The sequence below is a fragment of the Paenibacillus chitinolyticus NBRC 15660 genome, assembly GCF_000739915.1.
Lineage (GTDB): Bacteria > Bacillota > Bacilli > Paenibacillales > NBRC-103111 > Paenibacillus_F > Paenibacillus_F chitinolyticus.
In genome coordinates this window covers 145066-158124 of record NZ_BBJT01000003.1, presented here as the reverse complement: position 1 = coordinate 158124, position 13059 = coordinate 145066, and the positions used below count along the sequence as shown (strand labels likewise).

General features: G+C 43.4%; 14 protein-coding genes. 10 read left to right on the top strand and 4 right to left on the bottom strand.

All coding sequences use genetic code 11. The features are described 5' to 3' along the window. Positions 1-13: 13 nt before the first annotated feature. Entirely contained in the window at positions 14-553 is a 540-nt protein-coding gene (locus tag PCH01S_RS06285) for an NAD(P)H-dependent oxidoreductase (protein ID WP_042227764.1), read from the bottom strand. A 256-nt stretch (positions 554-809) separates the two neighbouring features. Between PCH01S_RS06285 and PCH01S_RS06280 the strand changes: the two genes are divergently transcribed. Continuing rightward, on the top strand, positions 810-1187 hold the full coding sequence (locus PCH01S_RS06280) for a winged helix-turn-helix transcriptional regulator (protein WP_042227763.1): 378 nt from the start codon (positions 810-812) through the stop codon (positions 1185-1187). A gap of 783 nt (positions 1188-1970) precedes the next feature. On the opposite strand, the gene PCH01S_RS06275 is transcribed toward PCH01S_RS06280, so the two are convergent. After that, the gene (locus PCH01S_RS06275; protein WP_042227762.1) at positions 1971-3170 is read right to left on the bottom strand and encodes a DUF418 domain-containing protein; all 1200 of its coding nucleotides are present in this window, start codon (positions 3168-3170) and stop codon (positions 1971-1973) included. A 343-nt stretch (positions 3171-3513) separates the two neighbouring features. Between PCH01S_RS06275 and PCH01S_RS06270 the strand changes: the two genes are divergently transcribed. From PCH01S_RS06270 to PCH01S_RS31270, 7 genes are all read left to right on the top strand, one after another. Continuing rightward, positions 3514-4203, top strand: a complete 690-nt coding sequence (locus tag PCH01S_RS06270; RefSeq protein ID WP_042227761.1) for a response regulator transcription factor — start codon at positions 3514-3516, stop codon at positions 4201-4203. A gap of 5 nt (positions 4204-4208) precedes the next feature. Next, on the top strand, positions 4209-5672 hold the full coding sequence (locus PCH01S_RS06265; protein ID WP_042227760.1) for a HAMP domain-containing sensor histidine kinase: 1464 nt from the start codon (positions 4209-4211) through the stop codon (positions 5670-5672). After that, positions 5669-6808 (top strand): hypothetical protein, encoded by a 1140-nt coding sequence (locus tag PCH01S_RS06260; RefSeq protein ID WP_042227759.1) that lies wholly within the window; start codon positions 5669-5671, stop codon positions 6806-6808. The genes PCH01S_RS06265 and PCH01S_RS06260 overlap by 4 nt, the downstream gene beginning before the upstream one ends. A 210-nt stretch (positions 6809-7018) precedes the next feature. Next, a complete protein-coding gene (locus tag PCH01S_RS06255; protein ID WP_042227757.1) occupies positions 7019-8143 on the top strand; it encodes an acyltransferase family protein in 1125 nt (374 codons plus the stop codon). A gap of 42 nt (positions 8144-8185) precedes the next feature. After that, positions 8186-8857, top strand: coding sequence for an SGNH/GDSL hydrolase family protein (locus tag PCH01S_RS06250; protein ID WP_053228667.1), 672 nt, complete (start codon positions 8186-8188; stop codon positions 8855-8857). Between the two features lie 38 nt (positions 8858-8895). Then, positions 8896-9924: an LCP family protein gene (locus PCH01S_RS06245; RefSeq protein ID WP_042227755.1), complete on the top strand. Its 1029-nt coding sequence runs from the start codon at positions 8896-8898 to the stop codon at positions 9922-9924. 17 nt (positions 9925-9941) lie between these two features. Continuing rightward, complete coding sequence (locus PCH01S_RS31270) at positions 9942-10067, top strand: hypothetical protein (protein ID WP_255246830.1); 126 nt, start codon at positions 9942-9944, stop codon at positions 10065-10067. A 68-nt stretch (positions 10068-10135) separates the two neighbouring features. Here the strand turns inward: PCH01S_RS31270 and PCH01S_RS30305 are convergent, their stop codons facing one another. Next, positions 10136-10582, bottom strand: a complete 447-nt coding sequence (locus PCH01S_RS30305; RefSeq protein ID WP_129112480.1) for a hypothetical protein — start codon at positions 10580-10582, stop codon at positions 10136-10138. A gap of 319 nt (positions 10583-10901) precedes the next feature. Between PCH01S_RS30305 and PCH01S_RS06240 the strand changes: the two genes are divergently transcribed. Both PCH01S_RS06240 and PCH01S_RS06235 read left to right on the top strand, forming a co-directional pair. Further along, complete coding sequence (locus tag PCH01S_RS06240) at positions 10902-11276, top strand: hypothetical protein (protein ID WP_042227754.1); 375 nt, start codon at positions 10902-10904, stop codon at positions 11274-11276. Between the two features lie 18 nt (positions 11277-11294). Continuing rightward, a complete protein-coding gene (locus PCH01S_RS06235; protein WP_042227752.1) occupies positions 11295-11990 on the top strand; it encodes a metallophosphoesterase family protein in 696 nt (231 codons plus the stop codon). 335 nt (positions 11991-12325) lie between these two features. On the opposite strand, the gene PCH01S_RS30300 is transcribed toward PCH01S_RS06235, so the two are convergent. Continuing rightward, complete coding sequence (locus PCH01S_RS30300) at positions 12326-12712, bottom strand: hypothetical protein (protein ID WP_129112481.1); 387 nt, start codon at positions 12710-12712, stop codon at positions 12326-12328. Between the last annotated feature and the right edge of the window lie 347 nt (positions 12713-13059).

The following is a 13059-nucleotide window of genomic DNA, read 5'->3' as shown; positions in this document are numbered from 1 at the left end:
TTTCTTTTTCAGGTTAATCGGCAAGGTCCGCTTGAAGGCTGACGATGTGCGACGCGTAACGATCGGCTTCCGCCTCAAGTTCCGCCTCGGGCGCATCCGACAAATGATAGGCTGCAAACACGGGGAGAAAAACGCCGTTGCATTTCTCAATCGTGCTCTGAATCGGTTTCATGAACTCGCTTAGCGTGTGCCAGTTGGAGCCTCCGGAACGATATTGATTTTCGGTTCCGCCCGTTGTCGTGGCGACGATAAATTCTTTTCCCGTCAAATGGACGCCATCCGTTCCGAACGCCCAGCCGTAGGTGAGCACATCGTCAAACCATTTTTTCAGCAGGGCCGGAGAGCTGTACCAGTAAAGAGGGAACTGGAAAACAATCCGGTCGTGTTCAGTGAGCAGCCGCTGCTCTTTTTCCACATCAATCGTCCATTCGGGATATTCCCGGTAAAGGTCGCGTACATAGACGCCGGGGACGGTAGAAGCTTTGCGGGCAAATGCCCGGTTAACTCTGGAAGCAGTCAAGTCGGGGTGAGCTGTAATCACCATTATTTTCATGAACGAACATCCTTTCAAAATATATTGGAGACCGTGGGGAAATCTGAATCACCATCTCATTATTGTTTAGATTCTTATTTTTGAGAAGTAGGATCTTTAATCGGACTTAGTCTGTAAACTCATACCTTGAACAGCCGCGCATAGTACGAAAAATAGGACTAGGTACGAAAAAGAGAAGTACTTTTATTAAAGGGACCGATTTGGTAAAGTAACAGAAAACAGGGAAGTTATTAAAAAGATGACGGAGGGGAATCGGATGCCGCTAAATGACCGACAGCCGGGGACGACCGAAGGGATTATGACCACGCTGGATGTGATCGGAGGCAAGTGGAAGCCGCTGATTTTGTTTATCCTGCTTCATCAGGGCACCAAGCGTTTCGGAGAACTCAGGAAACTCCTTCCGTCCGTTACCCAAGGGATGCTAACCAATCACCTTCGCGAGCTGGAGCGCGACGGGTTGATCGTACGCAAAATCTATCAGGAAATTCCGCCCAAAGTAGAATATTCGATGTCCGATCACGGACGTACGCTGAGCACTGTACTCGCGGATATGTGCGGCTGGGGATTTATGCATCGGGAAGTGATTGAAAGCGGCGGTCAGGCTGAGCGGAGCAGGACGGGGGAGAGCGATTGAGGCCGGCGTTTGGAAAATGGAGAATTCCTCTTCGTACACCGAAACGTTTAGAGTGGAACCGTCCGGTTTTGGGAATATAAAAGAGGCTCCTTTGCTTTGGGCGCTTAAGTAGTCCCAGCCCTGCTTTTCGAGTTGTCTTCTGTAGCTGGACGGCAGGCCGTCCGTCTGATGAAGTCCCGGCCATGTGTAGTTATAAAGGGTGCCTGGCGATTTGGTTATTTTGTCTTTAAAGACGGCTTTTACCGGGAGAGGGAATCCTTCTTCAGACATTTTAAAAGTGTAGGCTCCGGTGCTGTAAATATATCCGGCTATCACAAGAATGCAGACGGCTAGAAATACGGCAACCTTTTTCATAAAATCACCTCAGATAGGAAACATGCAGGGATGACTTTGTTTGAAAGCAAACATCTTACATATATTATAATATATGGTAATGTGGTGGAGTCAAAAAAACGATAGGATACGATCTCACCAGTACTCATAACCGGCCATGCGGATCAAAACCTTTTCCAGGGGTCATTTTGTACATATTTTCTTTGACACATAAAAAAGACTATGACTTGTTCAGTCATAGTCTCTTCAAAGTTTAATCTGCGTAGTAAGTAATGGTTCCTTGATATTTCACAAGCCAAAGCCATCAGAATAAGGAAAATAAACTGCAGTCGCGAGACGCCATAGCCACGTTGTTGCCTCCGCCTATTCCATATATTGTACGCCAAAATATCCCACCGATAGGTGGGATATTTGAGCAAAATTCCATACAGTAGATTCTAATAAGGGCTCCTATTTCGGTGCAGTTATCGAGCGAGGGACACTGAACAACCGGTCAAAATGCCGCATAGATGACTCAAGCGGACCCTGGGGCAGCCGTGAGATTAACCAGCCTGCTACCAATGTTATTAGGGCAACTAGCAGATCACCGAGGGGAACTCCAGCCAAACTATAGTCGATACTTGATAGCGTAAGCAGCCAAACGACGACGAACTGAGCCGCATACATGGTCAACGCCACGCGTCCTACTCCCGCAAAAGGGACCAATATGGCGTCGGTTTTCTTTGGTACGAGGAATACGATTCCCACTACCAGCAGTGCAAACCCGAGCCCGGTCAGCGTCTGGAACGTTGAAGCGCTATGCGGAACCGTCCATAGAAGCATATGCCACATCGGCTGTTCCATGTTAAGCGGCCAGATGGCATACGGGTCCGGCATAGCGGCGATACCTTGAACAGTGACAAGCCAAGATTCAAATGAACGGTTAAGCTCAGGTAGGACATTTGCGGCCAGTGTCTTACCTATAATGAGCAGCATGAGGCCAACGATCGCTAGTAAAAATGCGGTTCGTTTTTTGGTCAGCTCAAGGCTCCCGATTGCCATACCCGCTACGAAAGCAGGGGCGAGTGCTAGGGTGGACATCGGACCGCCGGCAACGTCTCGAAGCAGGAATGCTCCGGATAAGGCACTCATGCCCAGAAGCATAAGCGGGGGGGCTAGAAACATCAGTGCAACGGTAGTCGTAACGAGTGTGCGGTTTGAATGACCCGCCAGTATCAATGCCAAGACGAACATGGCAGCGTAGGCGGGCAAAATCACTCCGAAAGGGGTATTCAACATGATGAGCAAATATCCCATAATATCGATGAATACCGCGCGAGCCAGCATCTTTGCCCGAAAGGCGGTTGCATCCTTTTGTCGATCCTTCATGCGCTGAGCCATGATGGAGTAGGAAATCCCGCCGCAGAGTACAAACAATAACGTTGAGTTTCCGGAAACGATGGTAGTAATCCTTTCGTTCGATGCAAAGTGCTGCAAATACATACCGATAACCGCCAAACCTCTCGCCGCATCCAGCGCCAGAAGACGCCCGGCTCCCTGTGGGTTGCCTCGTCGATTCGGGAAGGCGTTTTCCGGTCGTCTGTGTCCGCTGCCCGTTCCTTTCTCCTTTTCATTGCCGTTCTCATCCGGCATTTTGAAACGATCTGACAAATTCGATTCCTCCTCACTAGTGCTGATTTCGCTTGTCGCAATGTGTTTCCACTATATCGGGAGGATGTCGCCAAAGTTTGATCACGATGTAAACAAAGTGTCACAAACCAATGCTGTGACAATTTGTTTACAAATTGATCAAACGATAGTGACATCTGCCTGTTATATTGAAAAATGGGGCTAATCCTCATTTTAATAATCCCAAAAGAAGGCCATTCTCATTTCAAGTCCGCGTTTTTGGGGCATAACGAACTATAATTTGTTACGATTTGAATGTTCACTAATTGAGTCATTGGCTTTAGGGAAAGGTATGGATGATCCTTACAAAAAAACGGGGGTTACGATGAATCAAGCAAAAATTCTCATCATTGAAGATGACGCGGCAATAGCGGACTTACTATCCTACGGACTTTCTATGGAAGGGTTCGAAACGAAAACGACGGCAAGCGGAGCCGAGGGAATGATGGAGCTTCAGCAATTTCAACCCGATCTCCTGCTTCTCGACTGGATGCTGCCGGACCAAAGCGGGCTGGATATTTGCAAGAAGGTAACGGCAAGCCATAATTTACCGATCATGATGATTACCGCGAAATCGGATATTACGGATAAAATACTCGGACTGGAATTCGGCGCGGATGATTATATAACAAAACCTTTTGATTTGCGGGAAGTAGTTGCTAGAATACGGACCATCCTGCGGAGGGTTGATCAAGCGAACAAAAGACATGACGATCAGCGGGAAGTGATTCGGCTTGAGCATATCGAGATCATTGTGGAAGAACGTCTTGTTCAAAAAGATGGTCATACAGTTGATTTGACTCCAAAAGAGTTTGATTTACTGATGACACTGATTGGACATCGAGGAAAAACCTACACACGTGCGGAATTGTTAGATATCGTATGGGGGTATGATTTTCACGGAGATACCCGTACGGTGGATACTCACATCCAAAGGCTTCGTAAAAAGCTGGATGCCGGAGATCTAATCGCCACTGTATTTGGAATAGGCTATAAATTCGAAAATAGGCGGTAAAACGTATGATTCGAAATATTAGCGTCAAATTTATTATCGGTTTCTTCTTCATATTTTCGCTCTCTTTTCTGGTGTTAAATCAAACCGTGAAGGAGTCTATTCAGACCAGTAACAAAAAAATAGTGACCTCTGAGTTAATTGGGCTGAAGAACAACAGTAACATTTATGTACGACAAGCTTTTCTGATCAATCATTTTTCGAACAATAGGCTTTACTTTGGCCAAATGGCTGAGGAAATGGCTAACGACTTGAATCATGCCACCGGCAGCAGCGTCGGCGTATATACAGTGGACGGGGAACTGCTGTATTCATCGGATAAGTCAATTCCGCCTCTAACAAATGGTGATTTAAAAGAAGCAATAGAGGGGAAGACTGCATACAGCATCACTTACGATCGGAACAAAGCATCCGTGCTATTCTCGTACCCTGTTTTCATTGATGGAACGAAGGTTGGAATTTTACGGTTTTCCAGAGATTTCAGTCTGCTCTATGAACAAAGCGGACGGATTAGGGAAATCATCTTTTACATTGCGATGGCTATTTTCGCGGCAGCATTCCTCTTTTCCTATATCCTCTCCAGGCACATTACCATCCCCCTTGTCAGACTAACTCGAGCCTCTAATGAGGTGAAAAGCGGAAACCTGGAAGTGCGGATCCGGTTCAGACGGAAGGACGAGATTGGAAGGCTGGCAGACAACTTTAACGAAATGATCGATCAAATTAGCAGGCAGATGACGATTATCCGAAAAGACCGGGATCACCTTCAGGCTCTTCATGAACAGGAGAAGCGCTTTTTTGACAACATCACCCATGAACTTAAGACTCCGTTAACTTCGATATTAGGGTACGCTGAGATTATACGTAAAAAAGGAGAAACGGACCGATATTTTTTCGAAAAGGGCATGAACCATATCATCGAGGAAAGCAGACGTCTTCATGATATGGTTTTGAAACTGTTGGAGGCGACGCGCCAAAACATTCAGATCATGGAGCCTGAAAGGGTCGATGCGGGAAGCATTTTGAAAGACGTGTGCGAATCGATGGGCATCCGGGCTCAACGCTATAAGAAAAGCATTCGGTACGAGGTCCAAAATGAATTGCTCGTATATGGTCAAGGAAACCGATTACGCCAGCTGTTTATAAATCTACTGGATAACTCTATCAAATACAGTACGGATCAAGCAGAAATATTCGTAACGGCGAAGAGGGCCGACACGAAAATTCAATTTGTTTTTAGCAACCCAAGCGATCCGATCGAGGCCGATCAAATTGCTTATTTATTTCAGCCGTTTAATCTGGGTAACCGTCAAATATCTGAGGAGGGAAGTGTCGGACTGGGGCTCAGTATCTCCAAATCCATTGTCGATGAACACGGCGGGAACATCCGTATGACGAATGAAAACAATCAAACGGTAGTTTCGGTAGAATTAGAATATATGAATGTCCGAAAGGACGGAAAGCCGATATGAAGAATGCACTTTTCGCAATAGCAGTACTCTTGTTTCTAATCTTGGTTTTATCCGGCTGCGCTCTATTCGAACCCGAAACAGAGACGATTGTAATTCCGAGTCAGGAAGAGAAGCAGACCGAAAATGAAGGGATACAACCCTTCAAGGTAAAGACCATCTATCGGCTGCCTGATGAATTCACAAACGCCGGTCAACTATTAGGATGGTCCGGTAAAGATTCCGTAATTGCTTCGAATAAGCAAGTTAACATGTCCGAACAAACCGTATTAAAACGTATGGCTCCTCCTTACGAAAAAAGTGAGATTATTTCCGGAATTCAAATGGATTCGCCCGTTATCGAACTGTCTCCTGACGGTTCACTCATCCGTGAGATCTCAATCACAAGGTTTGGAACTAAATTGAAGCTGATATCACTAAAGGATGGCAAAGAAACCGAGGTAGCGAATTTCAGCAATACGAAGGATCTGTATCTTCAGAATGCCGCATGGTCCAACAACAACCAATATCTTTGTTATTTGGTCATTGATCCGATTGAAAGTGGAAAAGCCTTTGTTCACTTATTGAACGTCGGTAACCAATCCTCCACAACCTATACGATAAAAAACTACGGAAAGGGAAACAACCTTACAAAAATCAACGTATCCGATGACGGACACAGTGTACTGTTAACCGCCTTTCAAACCGGTAAGACCAAGAAAAACATCATCATGCTGGGAACGGTCAATGGAAATTCAATCGATATACAATACGAACATCAGAGTGATGAAAACCAAGTGGCCTGGCTGAATAACGATCAGTTTGTATTCCTTGGAACCGATGGTACGTTATTCGAGTATGATCAACGTACCAAAGAACTATCTGTGCTGCTGGAAAAAGTGGAGGGATTTAAACTGTCAAAAGACAGGAAATGTATTGCCTATTCAACTTATGACCAAGACACGATTTACGCAGGAAAGATTCAAGGGAATAATGTGCTGTCTAACGAACCTGTTTATCATGGTTTGAAACCATCCCAAATGTACTGGAGTCCTGGCGAAAAAGGTTTACTTGTCTATGGGCAAAAGTTTTATTCACCTTCATCAAATACCCAAACGATGACAACGGATGGACAGGTACTGCTTATCGAATTCCAATAAGCCTCGTTTATGATTCAATTTAATGAGCCTGAATACCTACAAAATAACCTTGTTTACGGATCAAATCGTAAATAAGGTTATTTTTTTGTCCAAAAAGGAGCGGAGTTTGTGACAACTTGTTTACATCCTGATCAAACTTTAGCGACATCAGGCAGCTATATTAAAAGAGTAATAAACAGCCCATATACAGACAAGGATGAAACATAAAGGATGGGGAAGCAAAAACAATTATTGAAACGTTATATACCCGGATTAGACGGTTTAAGAGCCATATCCGTATTAGCTGTTATTGCGTACCACTTCAATTTGAAGTGGGCTAAGGGCGGGCTGCTGGGAGTAGAAGTTTTCTTTGTTCTATCCGGCTACCTGATCACGGATCAACTTTTATGGGAGTTGAAAACTCAACGCAAAATCTCTTTCTTGCATTTTTGGATTAGAAGAATACGCAGACTACTGCCGGCGATGGTCAGCATGCTTTTGGTCGTGGCGTTAGGGTTGATTCTCATAGATCCATCCAGAATGCAAACATTGAGAGGAGATTTCCTTTCCTCCGTTTTTTATGTGAATAACTGGTATCTCATCTTTCATCAGGTATCGTATTTTGAAAGTTTCGGTTCACCTTCTCCAATCGGACATCTTTGGTCGCTGTCTATTGAAGAGCAATTTTATGTGGTATGGCCGCTTCTGTTATTCTTTCTAGTCAGGCTTTTAGGGCGCCGGGGTAGACTTGCTGTATTCATTCTTTCAGGGGCTGCCGTTTCCGCCATCGCAATGGCGCTCCTGTATGAGCCAGGGACGGATCCTAGCAGAGTTTATTACGGAACGGATACCCGGGCATTCGCTATCCTGATTGGAGCGGCGTTAGCCGTTGTATGGCCAAGTTGGAGGCTAACGGACCGAATTTCCTCAGGGGCCCGCTTGCTTTTGGATTTATTGGGAGCGGTGGCGATGTTGATCTTGTTTATCATGATGAACCGAACGAATGAATATGATTCTTCACTGTACCCGGTTGGCTTCTTGTTTCTGTCTGTAGTTACTGCGGTTATCATTGCCGTGCTGGTGCATCCAGCCAGTCAATTGGGATCCATCCTGGCAGCCAAACCTCTAAGGTGGATCGGGAAACGATCTTATAGTCTTTATATATGGCATTATCCGGTCATTATATTATCAAGTCCGGCGGCGAATGTCGGGGAACCCGGATTCGTTGACATTTTGCTGCAGCTAACGCTCATTTTTATGTTGTCCGCTCTGTCCTACAGGTTTGTTGAAGAACCGATTCGAAGAGGACGTTCATGGTGGACTCGCTCCAAGGAACTGAACAAATCTACCTTGTAAACACCAACAAATTGAATCTATTTTTGAGAGGATGAAATGAAAATGAAGAAACATAAAGTAGGGATAACATGGGTTTTTATCATTATCATACTAGCCGCTGGATATTTCAGTCAGCGTCATCAGAGGTCGAAAACAACAGAGCAGGGAGAACTAGGGGGACAACAAATCACAGCACCACAGCAGATCAAAGCATCCTCAGAATCTGCTCCCCAAAAAACGGAGAACAAGAAACCTCCTCAATCTCTCGATGGAGAAGGAATTACGGTCATTGGAGATTCGGTCATAGTCGGTATTGAGCCTTATTTGAAAGAAAAACTACCCAAAATTACGGTCGATGGCAAGGTTGGAAGACAAATGTCCCAAGCCCAGAAGCTAATCGATGATTTAAAAGACGAAGGGAAATTAGGTAATCGCATTATTATCGAACTCGGCACCAATGGACCTTTTAACAACAAGAGTCTTCGCAGTCTGCTTCAGTCTCTCTCGGACAAGCAGGTATTTGTAGTCACCACGAGAGTTTCAAAAGGATGGCAGGACACGGTCAATACAACTATCAAGGACGTAGCCGGTGAATTCCACCATGTTAAAATTGTTGACTGGTATGCAGCCAGTGAAGGGAAAAAAGATATTTTTTATGAAGACGGGGTTCATTTAAAGCCTGACGGATCGAGATATTATGCATCTCTTCTGATCGAAGCCTTGCAAAAACAATAAGCGCAGCCTCCTGTTATCGTTCAAGAAAGGAGAACCAAATGTCATTAAAAACGAAGAGGATAGCAGCCGTTCTCACTTTGATTTTGATTGTGCTTTCCGGTGCGGTTGTCTGCTATTTCTACTCTCTATATAGAGGGTTGGAAGGTTTAAATAAAACAGATAGCCAAAAGTCTCTATTTGCGGGAGTTAACGCAGCGGAAGCCGAGTACACAGAGCCCCCTAAATGGTTGGGAACTGAGCCGGTCAATATTTTATTAATGGGGGTAGATGCTCGTGGAGTCCAAAAAGGAGAGATTCCCAGATCAGACACCATGATGGTTGTCTCTCTAGACCCTGAGCGTAAAAGAATTCATTTGTTTTCAATTCTTCGCGACACGTATACGGATATTCCCGATCACGGCAAAAATCGGATTAATACGGCAATCACGTATGGGCCTAACACGGCTATGAAAGCGGTAAGCGATTTGCTTGGAATCCCTGTTCAGCGCTACGTGTATACAGACTTTCAGGGTTTTATAAAACTAGTGGACGAAATAGGGGGAGTTGATTTCTATGTCGAGAAGGACATGAACTATGAGAGCGCAGCCGATCAGCATGCATATGATATTCATCTTACCGAAGGACAGCAGCATTTGGATGGGAAAGCAGCCTTACAGTACGTTCGCTTTCGTCATGACGCCTTATCGGATTACTCCCGGACGAAACGCCAACGGGACTTCACCGATGCGGTGGCCCGGAAAATGAAAAGCACAACCTCTATTATGAAACTCCCTTCCATTCTTGAGAAAGTTAGTCCTTATATGGATACCAATCTAACGGTAAATGACATGTGGAAGCTGGCGTCGATAGGGTATCAGAGCACACTGGATGGAAGCGAACAGATTCCGCCAATGAAGCTGATTAAGGAGACCTATAGGGGCCAAGCAGCCGTTCTGGATGTATCGAGCCGCAAAGAGCTGAAAGACTTTGTTCAGAACATAATGGAAGCGGAAAAATCTATTCCTGCTGAAACTCCCGATTCTTTGAAGTCCGGGGAGTCAGGAGTTACTGCCGGGATGAACGAATGAAAGAGGAGGAGCGGAAGTTGAAGAAGAAGTTAAACAAACATGCCCTTGGCTTAATGATTTCATTTTCCCTAATGATCGGTACCGTGGCTCCAGGCGATGTTAAGGCGGAACCCATTAGTCGCATAAAACAAATCGAAGGCTAATCGGCAATTTAAAAGAGGCATTACATAGAAAATCCCCGACTCTGATTTGAGCGGGGATTTTGTTGATTTTAGGACTCAAGGCTGCGAACAGCAATCCAATATGAACCATAGGAGCCGTCGCTGTTCCGAATATATACGGTGTAGTTTCCAGTTTGGAGTGGAGATGGTTCTGGAGAGGTATACCAGTAATGATTTTCTGTTACCTGCTGTCCTGGGGCAAGATTACCGCTGTCCAATACATCTCCGTTGGGGAGTTTAACCGTATATGAGAAGCTTGTGCTTCCCTCGTTTTTTAGAAAAATACGGAGATCTTTTCCAGTTGTATAATAGAACCGGCTAGAAGATTCTCCGTTAAAATTAGTGTGCTCGTCCTTAATCAGATCAAGCGGTGTAACACCACTGATTACGGGTGGATTTTTAATTGTGGTGAGGTTCATCGGAGATGCATAACTAATAGAAGAAGCTGATCCAAGTAAAACAAATGCTGCTGTTGTGGAAAATAAAGTTTTCTTCATTCCTATCCCTCCAAATATATTTGTACCATCTTAGGACGGTCATATATATAGACATAGCGGGAATTAAAATAGTTACCAAATATACAAATAATTAACATTTATTAGAGGTGTATATAGTAGTGAGAAAAAAAGGAAGGACATTTATGAATCAATCTTCATTAGATAAGTACGATAAAACAATCCTTTTACAATGCCTATAATATTGTGTTAAGTATAGTTTGTAGATTAACTTTAGCTGTTACAATTCTAAGACCGTGCTTTTTCTTGAAAAAAGTTAAATACACCATTGCAAGAAAACAATTCGAAGGGGGCATTTTTAATGGCATTTAAGACAGAATATGAGTTTGAATTACCGAGAGGGTTTGAAGACAGCAGCGGGAATACACATAAAAAAGGAGTAATGAGACTTGCAACAGCCGCCGATGAAATTCTACCCATGAGAGATTCGCGCGTTCAAGCAAATCCACAATATTTATTTGTAATTATCCTTACAAGAGTTATCACTAGATTAGGCGACCTTCCAATGATTGACACGAAAGTGATTGAACAATTATTTATAGCTGACCTTGCATTTTTGCGAGATTTATACCTGAAAATAAATAAAGATGAAGATCCTATAATACCTGCCACTTGTCCAATTTGTGAGCACGAATTTATTGTTCCGATTCCAGTTGGACTTAAATGGGAGGACTAGAGTAACGGTGAGTAACACATGATTTATATAACCGGAGACATACATGGAACCGTAAGCGTGGGTAGTCGGCTTAATAAGAAGAACTTTCCAGAACAAAAATACTTAACGAAAAAAGATTGTGTAATCATTGCCGGTGACTTTGGTTTAATATGGGATGGGAGTAGAGAGGACCAGTACTGGCTAAAGTGGCTCCACAAAGAAAAGCCTTTTACGACTCTGTTTATTGACGGGAATCATGAAAACTTTGATTTGCTGGAGCAGTACCCGGTTGAAATTTGGAATGGCGGAAAGGTACATAAAATCAACAGCAGCGTTATTCACTTAATGAGGGGACAGGTATTCACGATAGAAAATAAGAAGTTTTTTACGTTTGGTGGAGCTGCGTCACATGACAAAGAGTATCGTAAAGAAGGGAAGTCTTGGTGGAGGAGAGAAATGCCTTCTAAAGATGAATACGAAGAAGGCTTAGAAAATCTTAACAGGAACAATTGGATTGTTGACTATGTGATCACTCATACTTGTTCTACTTCGGATCTAGATTATATTTCATCGGTATTCAATATTCACATGGAGAAGGATGAAATGCATCCTTATTTTTATGAGGTTGAACAGAAACTGAAGTACAAACGGTGGTATTTCGGCCACTTTCATCAAAACGTTGAATTGCCGAAGAACAAGCGTCTTATCTATTCAGACATGATAAAAATACAATAAAACGAATCATTTATGATAAGAAGTCGACAGTGTATTGAAATGAATTTTCCAGAAATCATAATAAAAAGGGCATCATAAACATTTTTCAGGTCTATAAATTTCACAGCTTTATAATCCCTGCAACAATATGGTTTTCATATAAAGCTTGATTATTAAAGCTTAAAAGAGTTGGCCTACTCATTTTATTGTGTAAAGTGTTCTTCTGGACACTGTTTACCATCGCACCTTCATATGAGTTGTCTTTAGTTGAACTGGTAAATAAACCAGAATCTTTTTTCCCACTCACTAAAAACTCGACAACAACACTATTCTTCGTATCAAACACTTCTTCAGGCTTAGAGAAACTGATCTTTCCGCGGCTCATCCAGAACGCGAACAAAACCATTACCATGGCCATATCCTGCACCTTTGTTTGTTAATCTAACCTTATAAGACCCGGCTGGTACATTTGACCAGCCAATGGTTTTATTTTGAGATGTTAATTGTTCATATACTCTTTCCGATTGAACCGGTTTATTAGTTTTTACATCAATAAGTTCGTAGAGCATATCTACTTTTCCAGTTGCACCATTATAATAATCGGTAGACCACTGTACTAGAATAATATAGACCGCCGCCGTTGTGTTGAAGGTTGTTGTCCCTTTAGTAAGTAATGGATCAGACGCTCTTCCAAAATCGGAAAATTCATAAGAAAACCCGGTCACATCTTGTGGGGCTACCAATTCAGAAATCTTTGGTGCAGTTATCTGCTTCTGGGAATCTGACGTAGCTGGTGTCTGAGCATATAGATGATAATGATAACTATTCGGAAATCTTATCAACTGTCCGTTTTTTTAAACATTTATATGACGGAGTAAAAGAGTAGTGCTTGATGCATCGAGTGAGTAAACAATTATCGAAGGTAATGGTGGAGCGGCGCCAGGATAATGCGCTAGTACTTATTCCGTCGAGTGGAAATATGTCTATGCATGCTCCTACTCAAAAAGGAAAGAGCAAGGGTTGCCACAGGATCAATGTGAAGTTTGGATTCCCGAAAAAGTAATTAAAGGAAGTGACGCGTTAACCGATT

Bases quoted from the DNA above. Each gene is read 5' to 3' on its own strand.
- PCH01S_RS06285 (WP_042227764.1), bottom strand. From the start codon at position 553: ATGAAAATAATGGTGATTACAGCTCACCCCGACTTGACTGCTTCCAGA.
- PCH01S_RS06280 (WP_042227763.1), top strand. From the start codon at position 810: ATGCCGCTAAATGACCGACAGCCGGGGACGACCGAAGGGATTATGACC.
- PCH01S_RS06270 (WP_042227761.1), top strand. From the start codon at position 3,514: ATGAATCAAGCAAAAATTCTCATCATTGAAGATGACGCGGCAATAGCG.
- PCH01S_RS06265 (WP_042227760.1), top strand. From the start codon at position 4,209: ATGATTCGAAATATTAGCGTCAAATTTATTATCGGTTTCTTCTTCATA.
- PCH01S_RS06260 (WP_042227759.1), top strand. From the start codon at position 5,669: ATGAAGAATGCACTTTTCGCAATAGCAGTACTCTTGTTTCTAATCTTG.
- PCH01S_RS06255 (WP_042227757.1), top strand. From the start codon at position 7,019: ATGGGGAAGCAAAAACAATTATTGAAACGTTATATACCCGGATTAGAC.
- PCH01S_RS06250 (WP_053228667.1), top strand. From the start codon at position 8,186: ATGAAGAAACATAAAGTAGGGATAACATGGGTTTTTATCATTATCATA.
- PCH01S_RS06245 (WP_042227755.1), top strand. From the start codon at position 8,896: ATGTCATTAAAAACGAAGAGGATAGCAGCCGTTCTCACTTTGATTTTG.
- PCH01S_RS30305 (WP_129112480.1), bottom strand. From the start codon at position 10,582: ATGAAGAAAACTTTATTTTCCACAACAGCAGCATTTGTTTTACTTGGA.
- PCH01S_RS06240 (WP_042227754.1), top strand. From the start codon at position 10,902: ATGGCATTTAAGACAGAATATGAGTTTGAATTACCGAGAGGGTTTGAA.
- PCH01S_RS06235 (WP_042227752.1), top strand. From the start codon at position 11,295: ATGATTTATATAACCGGAGACATACATGGAACCGTAAGCGTGGGTAGT.